General features: G+C 36.4%; 21 protein-coding genes. 10 read left to right on the top strand and 11 right to left on the bottom strand.

Going from position 1 to position 23,731, the window contains the following annotated elements:
* Positions 1–96: 96 nt before the first annotated feature.
* The 7 genes from SJY37_RS12485 to SJY37_RS12455 all read right to left on the bottom strand — a co-directional run bounded on the left by SJY37_RS12485 (position 97) and on the right by SJY37_RS12455 (position 13,049).
* On the bottom strand, positions 97–1,350 hold the full coding sequence (locus SJY37_RS12485; RefSeq protein ID WP_298325007.1) for an NAD(P)/FAD-dependent oxidoreductase: 1,254 nt from the start codon (positions 1,348–1,350) through the stop codon (positions 97–99).
* Between the two features lie 135 nt (positions 1,351–1,485).
* Positions 1,486–3,756, bottom strand: a complete 2,271-nt coding sequence (locus SJY37_RS12480; RefSeq protein WP_379953147.1) for a BamA/TamA family outer membrane protein — start codon at positions 3,754–3,756, stop codon at positions 1,486–1,488.
* Between the two features lie 3 nt (positions 3,757–3,759).
* On the bottom strand, positions 3,760–8,799 hold the full coding sequence (locus SJY37_RS12475; protein WP_379953146.1) for a translocation/assembly module TamB domain-containing protein: 5,040 nt from the start codon (positions 8,797–8,799) through the stop codon (positions 3,760–3,762).
* A gap of 291 nt (positions 8,800–9,090) precedes the next feature.
* Positions 9,091–9,714, bottom strand: coding sequence for a fasciclin domain-containing protein (locus SJY37_RS12470; RefSeq protein ID WP_298324999.1), 624 nt, complete (start codon positions 9,712–9,714; stop codon positions 9,091–9,093).
* A gap of 146 nt (positions 9,715–9,860) precedes the next feature.
* On the bottom strand, positions 9,861–10,904 hold the full coding sequence (locus SJY37_RS12465; RefSeq protein WP_298324996.1) for an NAD(P)-dependent alcohol dehydrogenase: 1,044 nt from the start codon (positions 10,902–10,904) through the stop codon (positions 9,861–9,863).
* A 49-nt stretch (positions 10,905–10,953) separates the two neighbouring features.
* Entirely contained in the window at positions 10,954–11,910 is a 957-nt protein-coding gene (locus SJY37_RS12460) for a YihY/virulence factor BrkB family protein (RefSeq protein ID WP_298324993.1), read from the bottom strand.
* Between the two features lie 29 nt (positions 11,911–11,939).
* Positions 11,940–13,049 (bottom strand): alkene reductase, encoded by a 1,110-nt coding sequence (locus SJY37_RS12455; protein WP_298324990.1) that lies wholly within the window; start codon positions 13,047–13,049, stop codon positions 11,940–11,942.
* Between the two features lie 210 nt (positions 13,050–13,259).
* Here SJY37_RS12455 and SJY37_RS12450 point away from each other — a divergent pair, with 210 nt between their 5' ends.
* The 5 genes from SJY37_RS12450 to SJY37_RS12430 all read left to right on the top strand — a co-directional run bounded on the left by SJY37_RS12450 (position 13,260) and on the right by SJY37_RS12430 (position 16,971).
* The gene (locus SJY37_RS12450) at positions 13,260–13,529 is read left to right on the top strand and encodes an EF-hand domain-containing protein (RefSeq protein WP_298324987.1); all 270 of its coding nucleotides are present in this window, start codon (positions 13,260–13,262) and stop codon (positions 13,527–13,529) included.
* Between the two features lie 108 nt (positions 13,530–13,637).
* Positions 13,638–15,038, top strand: a complete 1,401-nt coding sequence (locus SJY37_RS12445) for an exonuclease domain-containing protein (protein ID WP_298324985.1) — start codon at positions 13,638–13,640, stop codon at positions 15,036–15,038.
* 2 nt (positions 15,039–15,040) lie between these two features.
* Entirely contained in the window at positions 15,041–15,325 is a 285-nt protein-coding gene (locus SJY37_RS12440) for a hypothetical protein (RefSeq protein WP_013752197.1), read from the top strand.
* A gap of 124 nt (positions 15,326–15,449) precedes the next feature.
* On the top strand, positions 15,450–16,334 hold the full coding sequence (gene rlmF / locus SJY37_RS12435; RefSeq protein WP_339844526.1) for a 23S rRNA (adenine(1618)-N(6))-methyltransferase RlmF: 885 nt from the start codon (positions 15,450–15,452) through the stop codon (positions 16,332–16,334).
* A 61-nt stretch (positions 16,335–16,395) separates the two neighbouring features.
* Entirely contained in the window at positions 16,396–16,971 is a 576-nt protein-coding gene (locus tag SJY37_RS12430) for a pseudouridine synthase (protein ID WP_298324981.1), read from the top strand.
* Here SJY37_RS12430 and SJY37_RS12425 read toward each other — a convergent pair.
* On the bottom strand, positions 16,968–17,414 hold the full coding sequence (locus SJY37_RS12425) for a cold-shock protein (protein WP_013752200.1): 447 nt from the start codon (positions 17,412–17,414) through the stop codon (positions 16,968–16,970). The two genes, SJY37_RS12430 and SJY37_RS12425, sit on opposite strands and share 4 nt — an antisense overlap.
* Before the next feature lie 308 nt (positions 17,415–17,722).
* Here SJY37_RS12425 and SJY37_RS12420 point away from each other — a divergent pair, with 308 nt between their 5' ends.
* Both SJY37_RS12420 and SJY37_RS12415 read left to right on the top strand, forming a co-directional pair.
* Entirely contained in the window at positions 17,723–18,046 is a 324-nt protein-coding gene (locus SJY37_RS12420) for a hypothetical protein (RefSeq protein WP_298324978.1), read from the top strand.
* Between the two features lie 87 nt (positions 18,047–18,133).
* Positions 18,134–18,484 (top strand): DoxX family protein, encoded by a 351-nt coding sequence (locus SJY37_RS12415; protein WP_298324976.1) that lies wholly within the window; start codon positions 18,134–18,136, stop codon positions 18,482–18,484.
* Here SJY37_RS12415 and SJY37_RS12410 read toward each other — a convergent pair.
* Positions 18,477–18,839, bottom strand: a complete 363-nt coding sequence (locus SJY37_RS12410; protein WP_298324973.1) for a DoxX family protein — start codon at positions 18,837–18,839, stop codon at positions 18,477–18,479. The genes SJY37_RS12415 and SJY37_RS12410 overlap by 8 nt on opposite strands.
* A gap of 133 nt (positions 18,840–18,972) precedes the next feature.
* Between SJY37_RS12410 and SJY37_RS12405 the strand changes: the two genes are divergently transcribed.
* Positions 18,973–19,350: a DUF2237 family protein gene (locus tag SJY37_RS12405; RefSeq protein ID WP_298324970.1), complete on the top strand. Its 378-nt coding sequence runs from the start codon at positions 18,973–18,975 to the stop codon at positions 19,348–19,350.
* 80 nt (positions 19,351–19,430) lie between these two features.
* On the opposite strand, the gene SJY37_RS12400 is transcribed toward SJY37_RS12405, so the two are convergent.
* Together SJY37_RS12400 and SJY37_RS12395 are read right to left on the bottom strand one after the other, a co-directional pair.
* Positions 19,431–21,182: an ABC transporter ATP-binding protein gene (locus SJY37_RS12400; RefSeq protein WP_298324967.1), complete on the bottom strand. Its 1,752-nt coding sequence runs from the start codon at positions 21,180–21,182 to the stop codon at positions 19,431–19,433.
* Positions 21,183–21,266: 84 nt separating this feature from the next.
* Positions 21,267–21,719 carry a Dabb family protein gene (locus SJY37_RS12395; RefSeq protein ID WP_298324965.1) on the bottom strand — a complete coding sequence of 151 codons (453 nt, stop codon included), beginning with the start codon at positions 21,717–21,719 and terminating at the stop codon, positions 21,267–21,269.
* 238 nt (positions 21,720–21,957) lie between these two features.
* Here SJY37_RS12395 and SJY37_RS12390 point away from each other — a divergent pair, with 238 nt between their 5' ends.
* Both SJY37_RS12390 and SJY37_RS12385 read left to right on the top strand, forming a co-directional pair.
* Positions 21,958–22,824, top strand: coding sequence for an RNA polymerase sigma factor RpoD/SigA (locus tag SJY37_RS12390; RefSeq protein WP_013752207.1), 867 nt, complete (start codon positions 21,958–21,960; stop codon positions 22,822–22,824).
* A 404-nt stretch (positions 22,825–23,228) separates the two neighbouring features.
* Positions 23,229–23,705: an RNA polymerase sigma factor gene (locus SJY37_RS12385; RefSeq protein WP_298324956.1), complete on the top strand. Its 477-nt coding sequence runs from the start codon at positions 23,229–23,231 to the stop codon at positions 23,703–23,705.
* The last annotated feature ends 26 nt before the right edge of the window (positions 23,706–23,731 follow it).

Here is a 23,731-nt window from a genome sequence, read left to right as displayed (position 1 = left end):
AACTTACTAGTTCTACATCCAGAATGTATCGAACAAAAAAGAGGCGATGATTATAAAATCATCGCCTCTTTCAGGTATTAATTTAGGTTCCTAAAATTACTTTAGAAGACCTTCTATTTTTTCGATTACACCTTCTGCTGCTCTCTCCCCAGAAACCATTGCTGCATTTAATGAACCATTTAATAAATGATCTCCAGCAAGAAAAATGTTATTGGTAAGTTGCGTTTCTGATGGCGCGCAATTGTTACGGAGATTGCTAAGCTCGGGTAATGCTTTTCTTATTTCATATGATTTGAGAAAAGTAGCTCCTTTTATACCGCAATAAGTACTAAGCTCTGACGATACCATAGCGATAAGCGCTTCTATGCTCAAATCGCTATCATCTACTACGGTAACAGATAATAGACTTTTGGGACCAGTTGTAGCTGTTTCTAAGGTGTCGTGATAGAATATGTTATTAATTCTTGTATTCTCATCTGCCACAAGACCAATGAGTGGTTTACGGTCTTTGGGAGCATCTGCTTCAAAGTATAAGTTTACACATGATTTCCAAGGAGTCTCTTGACCTCTCAGGTTGGGAACTATATGACTTGCTTCTGTTGCAATGATGATGTAGTCACTCTCTAGAACCTCGCCATTTTCCAATGTGATTGTTTGCCCTGAGACTTCCTTAACGGAGGTGTCTAGTCTAATCTGAGTAGTAGCTAGCTGTTCTTGTAATTGTTTTGGTATTGCTCCTATTCCAGCTTTTGGCAATGTTGCCATACCAGTACCAAACATCTTATAAACGAACTCAAACATCCTACTAGATGTTTCTAGTGAAGATTCTAAAAATATTCCACTAAAGAACGGCTTAAAGAAATCTGTTATCATCGCTTTACTAAAGCCTTTATCTTGCAAATACTTTAAAGTGGTTGTTTCTTCTTCCTCAAAAATATCCTCCAGTGATTTCTTCTTAAGACTTTTATTAAGCTTTAAGATCTTAACCTTATCCCCTAGTGTGCCTATAGATGAGCTCATAGTCGGGATAAGCATTTTGAGACTACGTGTAGGATCTCCTATAGTTTGCGAGTTTCTATTTTTATAAATAGTAGCTCCAGGTAAAAAGGACTGTAATTCAAGTTTGTTGTAATCAAGATACTCTTTGGCTTTCGGGTAGCTTTCTAGTAGCACTTGAAAACCATGATCTAGCTGGTATCCTTTTACAATATCAGTTTTTACACGTCCTCCTATGCGATCTGTAGCTTCAATAATTATGGGTGCGTAGCCTTTTTTCTCTAAGTTAATAGCTGCAACAAGGCCGCTTATTCCAGCGCCTATAATGTAAATCTTCTGGTCAGTTTGATTCATAACTCAAAAATAAGGTAAGTATGTATTGTTTGGTCTGTTGGTTTGATAATTCTTGTACTATAAAAATCCGCTGGCTGTGATGTGATCTTATTCTAATAGGAAATCGTTTCACATTTTCGCGAAAGCGAGATTGTTTTAGAATGGATATCCAATAGCAAAGTTGAAAATAGGTTCGTCAAATTTGAAATCCCATCGCTCGCCCTCCGGTAATGATGGATCGTGAAAAGGAGCTGCGAGATCAAAACGAATCACAAAGCCCTGAACATCTACTCTAAGCCCAAAGCCACCGCCTATTCCTAATTCATTGATAAAATCTGAGGTGAACTTATCTTTACCTTCAAGATCTTCATTTTCTGTGCTATTCCATATGTTTCCAGCATCTACAAAAAAGGCTCCTTTGAGATAACTGAAAATTGGAAAACGGTACTCTGCATTTGCTTCTAGCCTGATGTTTCCTATTTGGTCAAAGAAGTTTCCGCTAGATTGATTTCCAGAAGATGTTCCAGGACCCAAAGAGCGTATTCTAAAAGCACGCACACTATATGGACCACCAGAATAGTATTGCTTTACAAATGGCAATATCTCTGAGTTGCCGTACGCATACCCATATCCTGCAAAGAGTCTCGTTGCTATTTTCTGCTCATTTGCCATATTAAAATGATACCTAAAATCTACATCTAGCTTTGCAAACTGCGCATATTCCAGTCCTATGAATGTCTTGTTTTGTGTGTCTGCATCATCTTTACCTAGCAAACTAACGGCGTTACCTGCAAGTTCAAAATTAGAATTAAAAAAGATTTGATGTGTTTTTTGCGCGTCTACCATCCCATTATAGGTAAAACTGTAATTGAGTCCTGCAATAAACTGCTGATCAAAACTCTGTCTTAATAAGGGATTTTCAGTGAGTATATCTTCAAATTCTGTCGTGGTATTAGAGAGTCTCGTATAACTCACAGAAATAGGATTAATACGGTGTGTGACATATTTATTTGCATCCCACACATAGCCAAATCCTACATTACCAGATAATAAGGTGTATAATTTAGAACGACTCAAATAATCCACGCCGAGTGCTGCAACCGTTTTTGGAATATTATATTCAAAGAAATCTGTTGAAATATCAATAGGAAAAATCACTCTTGGAAATACGAGTTCGCTAGCCAGACCTAGCTCAATACTACTTAATGACTCACCTCCTCCTAGTTGTACTTCGTATCCTGCAGATCCTGTGATATTAAGAATCTCTCCACCGTTAAAAAGATTTCTATTGCTATAAGTTAATGCTAGTCCTGGTCCAGCAAAGTTGTTTGATTTGGTCACTGCTTGCACTTCTGCTCGTATGGCTCTTTTATTTAATGGCGACAAATAAATATTTGCCTCAAGAATACCCAAGCTATCTGTGCGCAAGCTATCAATCTCGTCATACTGGATATTTACAAATTTATAAGCTCCTATAGTAGACAAGCGTCTTGCCGTATTGCGGGATACATCTGGATGGTACAACTGCCCTTCTTCAAGTTGCACAAATGGCGCAAGGTATTTAGGTTTAAAATAAAGCTCTTCTTGAATAAAATTCAAACTGTCATAACGAACCACATCAGACTGCAAAGAGTCTTTTAGGGCATAATTAGGATATACATTTACCTTGCTTATCTTGTAAGGAACAATGACCTTATTAGGAACATCCTTCTTAATCTTCAAGAACATATCAAAACGCTTATTGCTGTATTGATTGGTATCTATCTCAAATATTAAAAATGAAGGATTGAAGTTGTAATATCCTTTTCTTTTAAGGAGATAATCAATACGATCGCGCTCAAGTTTAAGATTAGACAAGTCATATCTCATGCCTTTTTCAAGCGGTGAGGAAGCCACCGTGCTTATCATCTCTCTATAAATAGGCGGTGATAATGTATCAAGTTGATACGTCTCCATGCGGTATGGCGTAGGGACTTTCAAATCATAGATGATGGAGGCTCTTTTTTTTGTCTCGCTTTCGCGAAAGCGTGAACTCACCGTACTATAGAAAAATCCGCGATTTTCTAGTCTGTTACGTAGTAATGATTCTACTTCAAATTCCTCTACATTAGATTGGTAAACAGGCTCCTCTCCTATCTTTTTATTAAGCCATTTATTAATTACTCCTGGTTTTTCACGTTGTGCTTTGTAATAAACACTTAAATAAGGATAACCTCCTAAGATTTTAGAATTAGGGGTAGGTCGTAAGACGCCTTCAAGCTCTGTCTGTAGCGAGCTTTGATTTGTGATGGTGCTATCTGGCGTTATGATAATTTCAGCGCCAGTATATAAACGTTCTCCCTCTGGAATGTACTTTTCAACACTACAAGATGCACATAAAGCAATCAAAACTAGAGCTGAAAAATATGTAGATAATCGGTATTGCACGTGCTAGTTGTTTTTATTATTTTCAATAGTTTCCTCAGGTGGAGTCGCTTCTTTCTTAGCTTTTTCCTCTTCTACAAGCTGCTGCTGTTTCTTTCTTAAAATAGCATCCCACAGCTGACTAAATTTATTGAACTCTTGCTGGAATATAAGTGAAATACCACTTACAATCGTTTGTCCATCTATTACATTCTCAAACTCACTACGGCGAAAACCTTTAAGACGGTATTGACCGTCCTCGGTAAGCTCATATTCAAGACTCACATTCCCAATAAGCGGGTTACTCTCGCCAGAAGCACTTTGACCAGCTACATCAACACTACTGCCTACGCGTACTGTAAGCTTATCACCAAAGAACTTACGTTGTGCTGCAATATCTAGCTGTGTACGCTCTTGTGGTGTGGTTCCTTGATAATCTGTAAAACTATCTAATCCGAAATCAAGTTGAAATCCTGTTTTTCCCAATAACTTATCTGAAAAAATATTAAGCTGATCCGATAGAGCGTCATTTAAGTTATCTCTTGCAATACTTGCAAAACCACCACGACTTCCATCAGAATTAGAATCTGGATAAAATCTATTTAACACCAGCAATGAAAACACCTGACGATTAAGCTCTCCTTCTTGCTGGTTTACTTGCTGCACACGGCTATAAACTTGGCCACCTATGGCGCCTTGCTCATCTTCTGGCAAATCAAGAGCAAAATTAATTTTTGGACTCAGCAGTTCGCCATCTATATTTAAATAAACTAAGAATGGTAGCTGCTGTCTGTATTTACTACTTTGAGCAGGATCTGCTCCCGCATTTGCGCTTGCCATCAAAGGTGATGCAGAAGCCTCAACTTCATATACAGCACGTACATCAAGTTTTGCATCAAAAGGATCACCAGACCAGCTTACTCTACTACCAGGATCTAATTTGAATGTGCGGTTCACTAGATTGTAAAGATTCATTTCATACTGACCACTAGTTACGTCGTACACACCCGTGAGCGTCATTCTACCATTAGGTTGTAATGTAAAATTAAAATCTCCTTCTCCTTGTACTTTAAGATTATCACCCGTTTCCTTGTCAATGAGTACGGTTACTTGCGCTTCTTTATTAACCTTAAAAAGTCCTTTGAAATCGAACCCTGTAATTGTTCCAGTCTCCTCTTCTGTTCTTGTAAGTATGGCATCTGGATTTTCACGATTTACAAAAACAACAATTCCGTCACTAGATTCTATATTTGCTGCCGCCGTAGGCATCACATAAGTAACATCTGTAGCACCTCCTACTGTCGCGTCCACTGTAACAATTGGAATTTGTAAATCCCCCTTGATACTTGCTTTTGCATCAAAAACAGCCGTACCATAAATGAAGTCATTATCTTCTGGCTTAGCATTTAAAGCTTGAAAATCTTTTGCGTTGATTGTTAAATCAAAAGATGGGTTAATAAAACTCTCCGTACCAATGAGCCCAGAGACTACAAGTGTGTTTTGTTTTTCATCTAATATTGTAAAATTAGACATTGAGATTCCATCGTTATCTAAGGAGATTGTTTCGTTCTTTAAAGAAAAAGGAGCATTAAGCTTTGACACTACAAATCCTGCATTCTTAAACCTCAAAAATCCTTGATATTCTAAGCTTGCAAGTGCCCCATTTAATTTAAAATTACCCTCAAGACTTCCTGAGCCATCTTTGAGCTCTCCAAGAGAAAAGCCATCTATAGCTTCCATTTTAATCTCGTTAATATCGAGATCCATGTTAATTAATGCGCCATCTACATCTGCTACATAATCACCAGTCAAATCAAGGTCTACACTTCCACCTTGCACGCCCAAGTTAAAGTCATAACGATCCCCATTAAGTGATCTACCTGTAAGCTCTGCTGTACCTAGATCCTCTCCCAATAGACCAAGCTCTTGCACATATAAGTCTGCCAAGAAACCTAAATCTCCAAAAGGCTCTTCTAACACCAGATCGCCGTTAAGATTTCCAGTAGCTAGTTGCTCATTTGGATTGAGATAAGCTAAGAATTCGCTAATCTTAAAATTCCTAAAGTCTATTGCAATATGGTCTTTCTCAATGGTAGGAAGCTTATCTGTAATCTCTACCGACTGTGTATTTCGCTTAAAGCGAAAATCGGTAAAGGATAATTTTTTATCTGTGATGAGGACTTCGTTAGTAACTGGGATTCCCCATTGTTTTTTATTAAAAATCAAACTATCTCTCAATACACGAAAACGGAGATTATCTCTACTTCCAGTAATTTCAGATTGAACTTGTATAAGCTTCTCTCCTCCGGCATAGGCAATAAAATCTAATGCTAGCTCATTATTGGTCTGATTACCGCTTATCTCTGTACGCTGAATTGCAAGTGGACCAGCTGTTATTCCTTTAAAGCCTAGATTAAAATTAAAATCATCCTTATCTGTATTCATTACAAAAGCAAGACTATCGATCTCGTTACCTCCATAATTAATATGTGGTGCTTTAATAGAAGCATTTAATACACGCTTTGCTTGTGCAAAGTCTAGATCAATGGATACCGTGTCAAGATCTTTCATGTTTACTAAAAACACTTCATTAAGTAAAGGCGACTGTCTAATTTTTCCTTTAAGAATAAGATTTACAGGATTCACCAGTGTATCTGCAACAGCCACATCTCTATAGAAATAGCTATAAATGTGATCTTGAAATGCTGTTGTTATGCGTGCTGGATCTGCATTTGATTTTAAATCAAGATTCATGATTTTATTATCAAAAGTAACTGAGGTACTATCTGGGCGAACTCTCGCAGTACCATCTAAGTTCCCAATGAGGTATGAGCGGTCATCATAAACAACAATACCATCATTCATCGTAGCAGCTACGTCATAACTCGTTGCATTACCCTTAAAATTTCCTTTTAGTTTAAAACCTGTGCGCACATCTCTTTGCATGAGACCAAGCGCTTGCAGATCTGCTCCTATAATGTCAAGATCTATTGAGGCTTCAGGAGCTATAGAATCTAACACTACTAAGCCGTCTAACGTCATATTAAGATTTTCATCTTTATAAGTAGATTTAAATGCCCCTTTACCATTTGTGACTTGACCTTTGAGGTTAAGGTCCTTAATAGCATACTTATTATATTGGAAAGTATTTACAGTAGCATCTATACTAGCATCGAGTGTATTTATAGTGCTTCCTGATCCACTAGTTTTAACAGATAAGGTGAGTGCTCCTAATTGGTCATTACCCAATAATTCTCCCATCGCATATTCCTGCACAGCAAGATCTGCCTCAAATGCAATTGTGTTACTATTTTTAAATCTACCAGCTATGGTTGCTGCACCTTGGCTTGTAGTCATTGTTGCGCTCGCTATAATATCCTCAATACTACCTTTTGCACTCCCTACTAGTTTAAACTTCTCAGGTAAATTAATAGAAAGCGAATCTGTACTTACAAACTTTGAAATATCTCGCTTGGTTGTTTGTGCTTGTATTTTTGGTAGGTTCATGTAGAGCTTATCTACATCATTAAGATTACTAAGAGAACCACTTGCTGAAATCGCTGTTTCTTTACCCCAATTCATACGTAATGATGGAACATCAAGTGAAGCCAACGATCCTGATGCATTTACAGATCCAGTTATTAATTGCTTGCTTAATGCGCTTGCATATTGATTGTTTGCTAAGTCTTTCTGAAATCGATAAGCATCCTTAACATTAAATTTAACGCTTGGTATTGAGACATTTAGAGTTACCTTTTCAGGTTGCGATGTTAATGACTCAAATGAAGGGTAATTCATTGATATATTACCATCTAAAGCACTATTATTTAACTGAAGCTTTAAATCATTGATGGCTAGATTTTGCTCTGAAACAATAAAATCTGTTGCCAAAGATTTAAGATGAATACCACTAAATTCATAACCCGAAAGATGAGCAATTGTGCTACCCGCTTTAAAATCTTTTAAAAATGTATTTGATGCATCAAAGGCGATATCTTCAAGAATAACAGCATTGGGATTGAATACACCTTTAGAAGGAGTTGCTCCATCTACTGTATAGGCAATATCTGTATTTTTTATTAGCGCTTCGTTTATTTGAATAGTGTAAGCCGGAAAAATGGAACTCGCTACCGTTTCATTATTTGTTCCAGATGCAACAGTAGTCATATCAATACCCAACTTGCTATCTGCAATATTGATTGTATTTACATCTATGGTAAACGTATTAAAATCTGCCTTTGGGATTTCGGCATATAGTTGTTTAAAATCGAAGTCAAAATCGATTCCTGCCTCTGTACCAGTATAATTACCGCTAACGTTGTTAAGCGTTAACTCGTCAAACGCTAAAAATGGTAACGGAATTTCTTCTGCATTTGGATCTGCAGGTATTGGAACTTGATAAATATTAAAGCGTCCATTTGTTATCAAGCCGCTAGTAGCAGTAAACTTCATTGCTTCCAGGTCTACAATATCCATCTCTACTTCAAGAACATCAAATACGTAGCTACTCGTAATTCCTGTCACACCATCATTGTAAGTGATGTCAAAATCCTTTAGGGAAAGATCTCCTAAAATTATATCAAGAGGCTTTGTCGTAGTGGTATCTACCACTGCAGTTGATGGGCTAGCAAATGCTTCTGTAATAAAGTCAAAGTTAAATCCAGAGATACTATCTTTTCTTATGATATTTGCACGGACGCCTTCCCACTGTGCATCTTCAATTCCTATTCCAGAACCCTGTATTATGGGAAGAAACGGGATATTTGCCTCTAATGATCTGCTGTAAACCAGTGTATCACCCTTCTTATCTTCTATATAAAGTCCTTCTACCGCAATATCACCATCAAAGGTGATAAACACCCTTTCTAGTTCAACTTTGGTATTTGTCCTCTCAGATAAATAGGTAACTGCTTTAGAAACTATAATATTCTGTCCCCACTCACTTCGTATGAATAAAATAATTAAGAATAATATGAAAAGTATGATCAGTAAGATTCGACCAATAATGCGAAGCCATCGATACTTTCTCTTAGGCTTTTTTGGGATAGACTGTTGTTCTTCTGACAATGAAAATAGAGGATTTGATAAGCTTTAACAAATTAACGCCGATAATCGCTTTTAACATAATTTGACGACGTAATCTTCTGTTAAATAGTATCAACCTACTATTAAAATTTTAACATTGTTGTGTGTTACGCTTTCGCGAAAGCGTGCTAGAACCATACCCAAGCAAGAGTTTTTAGAAGTTTTTTGAGCTTCTGAATGTAAATTTCGTAGGCAACATAAACAGTAACCACTAACTAAATACAGAACGAAATGATCTATGAGATGGAGATAAGTAAAGGAGCAATTGGTAGGCTAGTCAGCCATTAAAACGCTATCTATAATATATAAAGAGCCATTTGAGGCACTCATATCTGAAGTGAGTATTCTAGCAGTATGACCACTTTCATCATTAAGGATGATGCTTGTTTTATTTAATGTCGCATGGATGCTAGCTCCATTCTGGGTAGTCAACTCTAATGAGCCTCCACTTTTTTTAATTTCTGATTCAAGTTTTTCTGTAGTCCACTTATTTTGAACTACGTGATACTTAAGTGCGTTTTTTGCCTCAACCTTATTATAATCACTAGACTTCTTATTTAAAACACTTAATTTTTTATTGTCAAATGCCTCATTATTTGGGGCAAACACAGTAAAAGACCCTTGATTTACTAAACATTCATCTATTTCTAGTTCCTTAATTTGTGATTCAAATTCTGAAAGTTCCTCGGTATTGTTAATTTTAGAAACTAAACCATAAACCTTATTATCTTCAATGATGATCTGTTCTTTAAGAGCTTTTTCTGATAGTTTCTTTTGGAGAATCTCGCGTTGTGCTTCCTCGCGTATTTCTTGACCTCGTTGTTTATGATCACAAGATGATAGCGTAACGAATGCAGCAATGCACCCTCCTAACAGTATCGTTTTGTTGAAAAACATAATAATTCTTTTTTTTACAAATATCACAAGGACACTAAAGAATGACCGCTAAGTAATCGTTAAAAATGAAGTAAAAGACGTTAAAAACATAAAAAGCGAGCCATTATAGCTCGCTTTTTACAACTTTTTAATAAATAAGACATCTATTATAGTGTATCCATATCTATTACAAAACGATATTTTACATCGTTATTTTGTACACGCTCATAAGCTTCATTAATATTTTTCATATAAATCATTTCTATATCGCTTACAATGTTGTGCTTACCACAGAAATCGAGCATCTCCTGAGTCTCTTTAATTCCTCCTATAAGAGAACCTGCAACACTTTTACGTCCCATAATAAGATTACCACCATGTACATCTGGTAACGGCTCTATCGCTCCTACCATACACATAGTTCCATCTACGCCTAACAATGCTAAATATGGATTGATGTCGTGACTTACAGGTACTGTATTTAATATAAAATCAAAAGTTCCATGTTGCTCTGTCATAGCATCTTCATCCTTAGAGATTAGAACGCTATCTGCTCCTAGGCGTTTTGCATCATCAGCTTTTCCTTTTGAAGTTGTAATCATTACTGTCTCTGCTCCCATGGCATGAGAAAACTTAATTCCCATATGACCAAGACCACCTAGACCTACAATTCCTACTTTCATTCCTTCCTTGATACCCCAGTGGTGTAATGGTGAGAATGTAGTAATACCTGCACATAATAAAGGTGCAACGGCTTTAATATCTAAATTACTAGGTATGTTAAGCACGAAGTTTTGATCTACAGTCACTTCTTGAGAATACCCTCCAAAGGTGTGCCCATCTGTATGCTTGTCTTTACTGTTGTAAGTCCATGTCGCTCCTTCTTTACAGAATTGCTCAAGGTCACTTTTACATGATGAACATTCTTGACAAGAATCTACTAGACACCCTACTCCTACTACGTCTCCTTTTTTAAATCCTGTGACATCAGATCCTACTTCTATTACTTCTCCTACAATTTCATGTCCTGGAACTACTGGGTACATTGCTGGTCCCCAATCACTTCTTACCGTATGTATATCACTGTGACAAACTCCACAGTATGTAATTTTAATTTTTACATCTGTAGCAAGTGTATCACGACGTTTTATTGTCATTTCTTTTAAGTCGGCGTCTTTATCTTGAGCGCCATATGCTTTTACTTCTGTCATATTTGGTTATTTAGTTTATTATTAATTGGTAGTTTTCGCGAAAGCGTAACTATTCTTCTTTCTTTTTAAAATGTTGAAATCTTTTGAAACCTATTCCTGTCTTTAACTGGCGCGCTTCATTATAATATGCGTCTGCATATACTCTCGTAAAATTTGCTCCAAAGAATAAAATCAGGCTGCTATAAGAAACCCAGAGCATGATGAGGATTATAGATCCTGCTGCTCCATATGTAGAACTAGGCTCCATAGTATTAAAATAGTATGCCATCGCAACTTCTCCTAATATAAATAAGATGGTTGTAAGACCGGCGCCTACTCGTACTGCTTTCCAGCGCACATAAACGCTGGGTAAGAACTTAAACAATGCAGCAAATAGCGTATATATCACCATAAATGAGACTGCAATATCTATTACAAAAATAAACTTTATTAAAGAGGCTGGTAAAAATTCTGCTAGTCTATTTGAAAATGCACTAAGTAGTGAAGTGGCTATAAAACTGATGAGAAGTAAGAACCCAATAATTAAAATAAATCCAAATCCCTTCGCCCTACTTTTTATAATATTAAGAATCCCATCTTGCTCATTGAGATTAACTCCCCATATCGTGTCTAGCGCCTGCTGTAATTGAAAAAAAACACCCGTTGCACCGTATAATAGCACTAAAATACCCACTGTAGCTGTAAAAAAACCTGTTTCTTCATCTCCTCGGTCTACCATCATGAGTCGTATAGACTCTGCTGTTTCTTGTCCTAAGACTTTAGTAATTTCAGCAAGTAGTTCTCCTTGAACGATATCTCTACCCCACACCGCCCCTACAATGTTTAAAATAATAACAACAAGTGCAGGCAGTGATAAGATGGCATAATAGGCAACGATAGCACTTAACTTAAATGGGTCTGATGCCATCCATTTTTTATAAGTGTCAACCATAAGTCGAGGCACATCCTTTATTTTAAAAGAACGCCTACCTTGGTCTGCCGTCATATAATTATCTGTTTTTTCCATAAAAAAACCCTTTTGCAAGGGTTTAAAAGTTATGCGTTATTTTTTTGCTCTTGGAGCGTTGGGTAATCAATGTAACCTTCTTTTCCAGGAGTATAAAACGTATCTGGATTAGGCTCATTGAGAGAAGCATTTTCTTCAAAACGCTTAACTAAATCTGGGTTTGCTATAAAATTACGTCCAAAAGCGACTAAATCTCCTTTCTTATCCATCAAATCTTGATTTGCCTTTGCAGCATCATAACCACCACTAAGAATAAGTAAACCACTAAAACGGTCACGTATATTCTTCTTAATATCTGCTGGTAAGCCTGGTGCTCCCATAGATTCATGGTTTACGAGATGTATATAAACTGGTGCAATCTCTTCTAATTTTGCAGATAGGTAATCAAATGTCTCTTTCTGGCTATCAAAAGGTCCTAGGTCATTCATTGCTCCATTAGGTGATAAACGAATTCCAACTTTTTCCTTACCTAATGCTCCTACAACTCGTTCTGTAACCTCAAGTGTAAAGCGGCATCTATTCTCTACAGAACCACCGTAGTTATCATCTCTCTTATTTGTTCCAGTATTTAAAAACTGATCTAATAAATAACCATTTGCGCTATGAACTTCTACGCCGTCAAAACCAGCTTCAATAGCATTTTTTGCTGCAGTAACGTACTCTTCTATGGTATGCTCTATATCCTCAACGCTCATCGCTGTAGGTTCTGGAATAGGTAATTCACCTTTTCCATCTACATACATCTTCGTTTCTTCTGGTCTAATAGCAGACGGCGCAAATACTATCGCATCATCAGACATGTTATCTGGATGTGATATACGACCAGAATGCATAAGTTGCATAAATATTTTTCCACCATTTTTGTGTACAGCAGTTGCAACTGGCGTCCAAGCCTTTACTTGCTCGCGACTATAAATACCCGGTATACGAGGATATCCCACACCATTAAGTGACGGCGACGTTCCTTCTGTTATTATAAGTCCTGCACCGGCACGCTCACCATAATATTGAATCATTATATCTGTCGGGATATGTCCTGCAGTAGATCTAGACCTCGTAAGAGGCGCCATTACCACCTTATTTTTTAATTTAAAATGCTCAGTGTTTAACGGGCTTAAGAGTTCTTTATAATTTTCCATGCGACTTTTTTTTTACAAAATTAGTCCATGCTCTCGCCCTTGCGGTTAATGCGTTGTTAAAACAATGTTTTCATTATCATAAGGTTTTCACTTTCGTGAAAAATTGAAATCATAACCAACTATCTTTTTGATGCAAGTAGGTGAAGTTGTACTTTTATCTCTTAAAGCGAGTATAAAACCTTACTCACATCATTATAAAAGAAAATTTGTATGGCTACTAAAGATATGATTCTCAAGAAACTTCAAATCTTAATTACACAAGAATTTGATAGTCCGGAGCAGGCTTTTGCTTTTTTTGACGAAGATGGTAATGGTACTTTATCAAAGGATGAAATCAAAGAACTATTAAAAAAAGCAGAAATAAGTGGTTTTATAAGGTCTATGGTTGCCTCTGCATTAATAGACGGATATAGTAAGGATGGTAATGATAGTGTGAGCTGGGAAGAGTTTAAAAAGGCACTTGACGAGATCAAACACTAATTTCTTACCAATAGGATTCACTTTTTTAAAATAGCATTCATAATATTTTCCATTTTTTAGGAATTATTCCTAATATCTCAAAATAAAGAGTAACTTTGTAACTCATTTATGAATGAGACAGAGCCTACATATCATTGTGTTATAGACGTAGAAACTACGGGAAAAGGAATTAATGGCAATCGCATTACAGAAATATGTGCGGTACGCCTTAAAGATGGTGAGGTAGTAGATAAATTTACTTCACTAGTAAATCCTGAACAATACATTCCGCCATTTATTACCAATCTTACGGGTATAGATGACGCTATGGTGGCAGATGCACCACTGTTTAATGAAATCGCAGATCGAATTATTGAGATATCCTCAGGAGCCGTATTTGTAGCACATAATGTCACTTTTGATTTCAACGTGTTACGTAGCGAGTTTAAGCGACTCGGTCACTCATTTACTCGAAAGAAACTTTGTACGGTTAGGCTTTCGCGAAAGCTTATACCTAGTCTATTCAGCTACTCGTTGGGTAATCTTTGCGCCTCCATAGGAATTCCTCTTAATAATCGCCACAGAGCTGAAGGAGATACAGATGCTACTGTAATTCTCTTTAAGCGATTACTCACCCTCGATGAGGATGGCAAAGTAATGAGTTCCTTTCTCAACGTTCGCTCTAAAGAAGCCACGCTCCCACCTCATTTACCATCACGCATTATTCAAGAGTTACCAGAAACAGCTGGCATTTACTTGTTTAAAGATCGCGCGGGTAAAGTGATTTATGTGGGCAAGGCAATTAATATAAAGAAGAGAGTCCTCTCGCATTTTTACGATAAAAAGAATAAGGAATATTTATTAGGTCAAGAAACCTATCAAATAGATTATGAAGTTACAGGAAATGAACTTTGCGCACTATTACTAGAATCTGAATATATCCAGCAATATTTCCCAAAGTTCAATAGAGCTCAAAAAATACCCACAAGCACCTACTCTATTATATCGTATGAAAATAGAAAAGGTATCATACAGCTCGCGGTAGCCAAGACAAAATATAGACATACAGCTACTCAAAAAGTATTTACTAGGGCTAAAGCCATAGAGCGACTCATGGAGCTTTGTGAGATGCATGAGTTATGCCCGCGTTTTTGCGGACTTCAAGCAACCTTTGATGAGTGCTCACATTACAGTTTAAAAAATTGTAAAGGTATCTGTAGTGATAAAGAATCTGTGTCTGATTATAATCTCCGCGTTCGCGAGGCATTACAATCCTTTGATGCAGAAAATGAGAGTTACATTATAAAGGAAGACGGTCGCACCGAAGATGAAACAGCCTTCATATACGTAGATAAAGGTGTTTATAAAGGTTTTGGCTTTGTACCTGAGACAGAGCAAGTGAGTCATTTTGATGAAGTAGCCTCACATTTATTACCTAAAAAAAGTACGTATCATACAGACATTATATTGAGAAGTTATTTACGTAGACATAAAAATCCGCATATTGTATCACTTGCTATTTCTGCTTAATTATGGACACAGCCTTAGATTTTAAAACCTATTACCTTGAAATACCTGAACTATTAGTAAGTCATTATCCAGATCTTAATTTTCAAAATCATTGCTATCTGCGCATTGCGCTAGATAATGTCATAGGTACAAAGTGGGATACTCAGATTGCTAAGCCAGCATATAAGCACCTTACTACAGACCAAAGAAAACTGGTCATATCTTATCTCTCATCTTACGTGAAGGACAAGAACTTACTTTTATCACATAATATGATCTCACTAGCATATAGAGGAAAGTTAGTGTAAACGGATACTTTTTCCTACCCAAAGAAAAAGGCTTGCTTCTCTTACTAAGGAAAGTATAATTGGTAATTTTGCACCGTTAATCACTTTATATATTAATTAGGTATAAAGTGGCTAATAAACTGTCGTGATAACATATAATCAGGGCGTTACTAATTATCTAGCTATGCATCCAAATAATAAAAATATAGGTCCTTATCTTTTTAAACAGCTTAGAAAAGCAAATAAAGAGCTTGCTCCTTATGTTCTAGAAACAGACCGCGGAATTCAAACAATAGATTTTACAAATCCTAAAGCGGTTTTAGAACTCAATCGTGCTATTTTATTGAGCGATTATTCTCTAAACTGGTATGAAATTCCTGAAGGATATTTGTGTCCAGCAATTCCGGGACGCGTAGATTATCTACATTATCTCAATGATTTTATAGGAAAAGAAGATGCTCACGGCCTTGATATAGGTACTGGTGCAAACTTTGTATACCCACTTCTAGCAGGATCTGTTTTTAATTGGAAAATGAAAGGAGTTGATATCGATGCAAAGGCTATTAGAAATGCAAATACAATCCTTGAGAAAAATACGCACCTCAAAGGATTCTTAACAGCTACTTATCAACAAGATCGTGCTAATATCTTTACAGGAGCGATTTTACCTGGGGAGCATTACGATTTTACAATGTGTAACCCGCCTTTCTACAGCTCTGAGAAGGATGCTTTTAAAGCAACTAAGGAGAAATCAAAAGGGCTTAAACTCAAAGAAGTTGAACGTAACTTTGCTGGACAATCTAACGAGCTTTGGTGTAATGGTGGAGAAGCACTATTTATCAAACGCATGGTGAAGGAAAGTGTAAACTTTAAATCACAAGTAGGTTGGTTTACAACTTTAGTTTCAAAAAGCGAACACCTTCCTAAAATCAAAAAGCAACTTGAGAAGCTTAATGCTGAGCATAGAACGGTAGATATGTCTCAGGGTAATAAGAAATCAAGATTTCTTGCCTGGAGATTTAAAGAATAATAGAAAACAATACACTTCTTAACAATCAACTTTATTTATTTTACTCTTCCTTTAATTAGATATGAGCCATACTCACTTCAAATTATTCAAACCTTATGGTTTTATTAGTCAGCTGCTTAGTAATGATGCGCGACAGGCTAGAAAGAAGAAGTTTTTGAGCGAGTTATATGATTTTCCTGAAGGCACAATGGCTATAGGGCGTCTTGATGAGAAATCTGAGGGATTACTACTCATGACAACAGATGGTAAACTCTCAGATACCATTAATCGATCAGGTATTGAAAAGGAATATTATGTTCAAGTAGATGGTATGATTACGGACGACGCTATTGAACAAATGGCCGCTGGAGTCGAGATTGGTTTTGACGGTAAGAAATATCAAACAAAACCATGTAAAGTAAGACGATTAATTGAGAATCCTACGCTGCCAGAACGTTCTAAGAAAATAAGAGATGCTCGTCATGGTCCTACACCATGGATATCTGTAACTATTACAGAAGGAAAATTTAGACAAGTACGTAAGATGACGAGTGCTGTAGGATTCCCTACACTGAGACTTGTAAGAATAAGAATAGGCTCACAAACCCTAATGGGTCTGGAGCCTAGACAAGTTATTGAGGTAAAGGAGTTGCTTTAAGCAACTTTACTCACGCGTACTGCGTTCATTCCTTTTTGTCCTCTTTCTATTTCGTAAGACACTTTATTGCCTTCTTTAAGTTCACCATCACGTACTTCAGAAATGTGTACAAAGTACTTTTCTGGAGTATCGGCATCTTTGATAAATCCAAAACCTTTTGAAGAGTCAAAAAATTCTACAAAACCAGTTCTGATAGGATCTGGCTCATCGCCTTCAACTTTCTTAGGAATCCCTAAAACAATATCTTCTACATCTACCTCTTCCTTCAAAGCTGGATCTGGTGGAGTATCTACTAATTGTCCTAAGTGGTTTACGTATACAAACTCATTTGCTTTTTCTCCGCTTTCTTTTCGCGCTGCTTTTTTCTTGCGCTTATCTTCAGCTTTCTTAAGCCTTTTCTTTTCTCGTTCTTTTTTACCAAAGGTTTCTTGTGGTCTAGCCATTAACTCTTTTCTCGTATTAAATGAAGTCGTTACAAGAATATCCCGTAACGCTCACGTTTACGCAGTTTAAAAACAATTAAGTCTGTAAAAGATTTTTGAACTGTGTAACCTACCTTTTGATAAGGTATTCGTGAATAATTGTAAAGATACAAAAAATAATGTGATTTTTTAGCTTTCGCGAAAGCGTAATTATGTACACACCCCACTATGACTTGTATTTAACACCATTTGTTATCCTTTTCTTATCAATGGGTTAAAGCCCATTTTATAACTATGATATCTTCTTAACTTTATAAAAAACAAAAGATATGAAAGCACAAGCAAATACCAATAACAAGTTAAAGGAAGACCAAAAGGATACATCATACAACTCTGATATTACGAGTGAAGATCTTAAAGTATTAGGACAAGATATCGAAAGCAATATTCGTCAAGATGGTGGAGATGATGTTGCGTTAACTAATAGAGTAGAAAAAGTTGATTTTTCTGGAAAAGATCTAGACGTGCCTGGACGTAGTGCCGCTAGCAAGAACACAACAAACAGAATTAAAGACGAGGAAAACATGTTATATAGTCAAGGTGGAGAATCAAAAGAGAATCTTGAAGAGCAAAGTGATCGGTATATAAAGTAACCATTTACAATAAATGATAAAAAGCGACCAAACGGTCGCTTTTTGTTTATCTGGAAGTTAACTTTACAATTAGTATATCTTTATTAAATGACAATAGCACATACAATACTTATAGGGTTAATAGGCTTTTCATTCCTTTATTACGGTGTGAGTTGTTTGTCTTCCAATTTTATGACCGCCGAATTTGAGCGTTTTGGACTATCTAAACTACAACGAAAAATTACTGGCGTCGCACAAATTATTGGAGGACTAGGAGTCTTAATAGGATACTTCTACAAGCCGTTACAAATTGCAGCCCTGATGGGGATTTCACTACTAATGCTATTAGGATGGGGTGTTCGCCTTAAGATAAAAGATACCTTTATAGCCGCTTTGCCATCCTTTGTATTCTTTGTTCTCAATGCTTATCTAGCTTATTATCTGATTTTCCTTAGATAAGAATAATCAATACTGAAAGTGCTAAAAATAGGAATGCAGGAAAAGACTTTTTTAAAGCATCCCCTACTTTCAAGTGCATTGCAATTGCCCCTACCATCATCACCGCAATACCTAAAGCACTATAAAATTCTAAAACTGGTACAAAAATAGAAACTAGAAGCCCTACAGCAAGTAAACACTTAATGGTCCCTACCGATTTCATCGCTGTTTCTGATAATCCATAATGAGCAAATTCTTCTTTTAAAGAGTTTGCATTTCCTCCTCTCCAAGGTGAAGATTGTCCTTTACGCAATAGCCAAACATTAAGAATGCTTAAACCAACAATACATTTTAAAACAATCGATAAATATTCCATGTGTTTTTTTATTTAAAATTAAGATTTTAAGATATGTAAAGGCTGCATTTCACAAAAAATATTAATTTCTATCATGAAATTTACCAAGAGATTAAGATTTAAGACCTTTACTTAACAAAATATAAGCAAAATCATGAATGACAACAGTACACCCGCATTAAATATATTAGGCTCATCATTGATAGGTTGTTGCAGTGATCCTATGACAGGGTATTTTAGAGATGGATACTGTAGGACTGCTGGCATAGATCAAGGAGCTCATGTAGTTTGTGCTATTATGACAGAGGAGTTTCTCACGTATACAAAGTCAAAAGGAAATGATCTCTCTACTCCTATTCCTCAGTGGAATTTCCCTGGACTTAAACCTGGCGATGGATGGTGTTTGTGTATTTTAAGATGGCTAGAAGCAGAAAAAGCTGGGGTTGCACCACTGGTAAAGTTGGCTGCCACAGATCAAAAAGCATTAGAGTACACTTCCATTGATATGCTTAAAAAATATGCATACGATTAAGAATAAGTAGTTTTTTCGTAGTACTTAGACTGTAAACATAGTATAGTGAATTGTTTAATTACTAGCTATTTAAAAAATCACTAAATCTTAGCTTGATACGTGTATAAGTCAAAATACCTTCCTTCTTTATCTATAAGTTCATCATGAGTTCCCTGCTCTGCGATGCGGCCATCTTCTATCACTAAGATTTGGTCAGCCTTTTTTATAGTACTAAGCCTGTGGGCAATAACAATAGTCGTTCTATCCTTTACCAGTTGTGATAACGACTTTTGAATAAGCGCTTCGCTTTCGGTGTCGAGATTTGAGGTTGCCTCATCTAGTATAATCACTTTAGGAGCAGCAAGTATTGCTCTAGCAATGGCAATACGCTGTCGCTGCCCACCAGATAGTTTTACACCTCGCTCACCTATAAGTGTATCAAGTCCATCTTCAAAACGATCTGTAAACTCATTTACATAACCAGCCTTTACCGCTTCCTGTAATCGCTCTTCTGAGGCATCTGGTCTAGGGAACATTATATTGTCCCTTATGGTTCCCTCAAATAGAAATTCATCTTGCAATACAACTCCTAAATGCTTTCTAAAACTAGGTAATTTTACTCTTGATAAATCTTGACCATCTACAGACACCACTCCTTGTTGAGGATTTAAGAATGTTGCAGATAATCCTGCAATAGTAGATTTTCCAGAACCAGAGCTACCTACAAGTGCTACCGTTGTTCCTGCTTTTGCTTCAAAGGAAATATTATGTATCACTTCTTTTCCTTTTTCATAAGAGAAGGATACATTTTCAAATTTTATATCTCCTTTAAAGTGTTCTAGTTCTATATCCCGATTGCCTATTTCATCCTCAGGCGTCATGTTCATTAATTCTTCCGTACGGTCTAATCCTGCTAGCGCCTCTGTTAGTTGGCTCCCTATATTACTCATCTGCACGATAGGTGCAATCATAAAACCTAGCAAGAGTGTAAAAAACAGAAACTCTCCCGTAGTCATCTCTCCTTGTATCATAAAATAGCCACCTATACCCATAATTCCCACAGATGCTAAACCAAGTAAAAATGTTGAACTACTAGACATCACTGCAGTAGCAGTAAGACTTTTCTTAACGTTTTGAAATAATCTATCAACACCTTCTTCAAATGATTTATTTTCTTGTTCTTCTGCACCAAAGCCCTTGATTACTCGTACACCAGATAGCGTCTCGGTGAGCCTTCCTTTTACTTCGGCATTGATTTTACCTCTATTTCTAAAAATTGGACGGATATATTTGAAAGCACGTAAGGCAACATACCCAAAAATGGCTACTGGTAAGAACACAAACAACGTCATTAACGCATTAATACGTATCAATAGCACTAAGGATATAACGGCAGTAATGGTCCCTCCCACCAGCTGTACTAATCCTGTACCTATAAGATTACGTACGCCTTCTACATCACTCATGATACGTGATACGAGGGCTCCAGATTTTGTGTTATCAAAAAAACTAATAGGTAATGACAATACTTTTTTCTGTACCTGAGCTCTAAGTTCTGAGATGAGATACTGTGCTTGCACACTCAATATACGTGTAAGTAAGAATGATGTGATGGCTTGTATAAGAAGCGCAACCCCTACGAGCCACAATAAATCGTATAGTGCAGCCATGTCCTTATTAGGGATAATGTCATCTAGTAAAGCTTTTGATTTCCATGGCAACACGAGACTCGCTAGACGACCTATTACGATAAGAATGAGTCCAATAAATACTAGCTTTCGTCGTGGCCAGATAATGGTTTTAAATGCAGATGTTATAGTTACTTTACTCTTTTTACTTTGATCTTTTGACATAGTACAAAACTAGTTATAATTGCGCTTTCGCGAAAGCGTAACTAACCACCGTCATTATATTTGAAAGCTGTAACTATGGGGTAATTATCTAATGCTCGTGGCATCATACACTATTACTTTTTCCCAAAGATGAGCACATTCTTTAATAAATTTTTTATGTGCAGCCTCATCTTGATACGCCTGCTGATCCTCAGCTGATGCAAAACTCAGCACTAGATTATAAGTAAAGGTATCATCTACAACTTCCCTTGTTGCTCTAGGCGCTGAACCTATAAACTGTGTTTTTGCATACAACGAACTATCCAAGAAAGTGCGCAGGGACTTTTCAAAAAGTTGCTTATCCTCCTCGTTGGTAGGGTCTTTAAACCAAAAATACACGATGTGGGCATAATTTTCATTAAACGCTGTCTCGCTATCTGTTGAGATAATGACATTATTCTTGATCGCAGCAGTACCCACATTAGATTCCTTTTGATCGCAAGAATTTATGAAAATGCTGAAAATGAAAAGAATAATGAGTTGCTGTTGTATTTTCATGCGCTATAATTATGAGTTAAATGTAACAAATCTTACCTTTGCACGTTATATATACTCAATAATAGAGTTTATTCTTTATTATAACTTTATCATATCTTAAAATTATCATAACGTAATTTTTACTAGTCTCGGTTTTACTGGGTTTAGCGCATATTTTTAACAGTTTTAGTTAAATACTTGCTTTTATGAATCATTTAGGTTATAATGGGGTAATACTCACTTAATACAAAGACAATACATGAGACAACTCAAAATCACCAAGCAGGTTACTAATAGAGAGACGAAATCCCTGAACAACTACCTTCAGGATGTGAGCAAGATTGATTTAATTACTGCCGAAGAAGAGGTTGAGTTAGCACAACGTATTCAAAAAGGAGATGAGAGAGCACTAGACGCTCTTACAAGAGCAAATCTTCGTTTTGTAATATCTGTAGCAAAACAATATCAAAATCAAGGTTTATCCCTTTCTGATTTAATTAACGAAGGAAACGTTGGGCTTGTAAAAGCAGCAAAACGTTTTGATGAAACTAGAGGTTTCAAATTTATCTCATATGCCGTATGGTGGATTAGACAATCTATCTTACAAGCTATTGCAGAGCATGCACGTACGGTACGTCTTCCTCTCAATAAAATTGGTGAGATAAGTAAGATTAACAAAGCAATGGTTTACTTACAGCAGGTACACGAGCGTAAGCCTACCTCTGGAGAAATTGCAAAGTATCTTGACATATCTGAAGAAAAAGTAAAAATCTCACTTAAAAACGTAAGTCGTAGTTTAAGTATGGATGCTCCTTTTGCCGAAGGTGAAAATGATAACAACTTATATGACGTTTTAAGTTCTAGCGAGTCACCTCGTCCAGATAGAGAACTTATGCAAGAGTCTTTAAGTATTGAGATCAACAGAGCACTTGATACACTTACAGAGAAAGAAGCAGAGGTTGTACGTTTAAACTACGGTCTAGGTAATCAACCAGCTATGACGCTTCAAGAGATAGGAGATATTTTTGATCTAAGCCGTGAGCGTGTACGCCAGATTAGAGAGAAAGCTATCAAGAGATTGCGTCACACTTCTAAAAGTAAAATCTTAATGAAGTACTTAGGGTAATCTCTTTAACTACATTACAACATAAAAAAAGCCCGTTTTTACGGGCTTTTTTAGGTTAAGTAGGTTAGATATTAATGCTAGCTTTGGGGCCTAGACACTAAAAACTATTGTAAAATCAACTTATGAATTGGGGATTCTAATTGACCATCTCTTAATGATGATTCAAATATAAAACCCTTAATTCAATCCCACAAGCTATTTGTGTATTTAATCGTGATTAAATGCATTTTATCGATATTTATAGTGTCTACATGTTAATATCTGCCAATTAAGACTACAGATTGTCATCTGGATTAAACCTTTGATTACATTAGAAGTCTTATAGTTAGTTAAAAACGTATCTCATAGAAGAGCAGGACCTCATACTCGCATTACAGCAAGATCCAAATAATGGATCATTTGCTATGTTACTTGATAAATATCAAAAGCCATTGTATTGGCATATACGAGGGATTGTAAAAAATCATGAAGATGCAGATGATGTACTGCAGAATGTCTTTATTAAAGTGTATAAGGGTATTAAAAACTTTAAAGAAGATAGTAAGCTCTATACCTGGTTGTATAGAATTGCTACTAATGAATCGCTAACGTTTTTAAAGAAACGTGCTCGACATTTACAAATTTCAAATGAAGAGCTTCAAACGCGTATTGTAGAGAACTTAGAGAGTGATGTCTATTTTAATGGTGACGATATACAGCTAGCGTTAGAAAAAGCAATAGCGCAATTACCAGAAAAACAACAGCTAGTCTTCCAGATGAAGTATCATCAAGATATGAAATATGAAGATATGAGCGAAATACTCGGCACTTCTGTAGGAGCTCTCAAAAGCTCTTACCATATCGCTACAAAAAAAGTAACCGCCATATTACAAGCAGATTAAACCTTTTGACTTTTTAAGAGTCTTAT

The sequence above is a fragment of the Dokdonia sp. R78006 genome (assembly GCF_042466145.1).
Classification (GTDB): Bacteria; Bacteroidota; Bacteroidia; order Flavobacteriales; family Flavobacteriaceae; genus Dokdonia.
The sequence above is the reverse complement of the archived record's forward strand: the minus strand, read 5'-3'. Positions and strand labels throughout refer to the sequence as shown.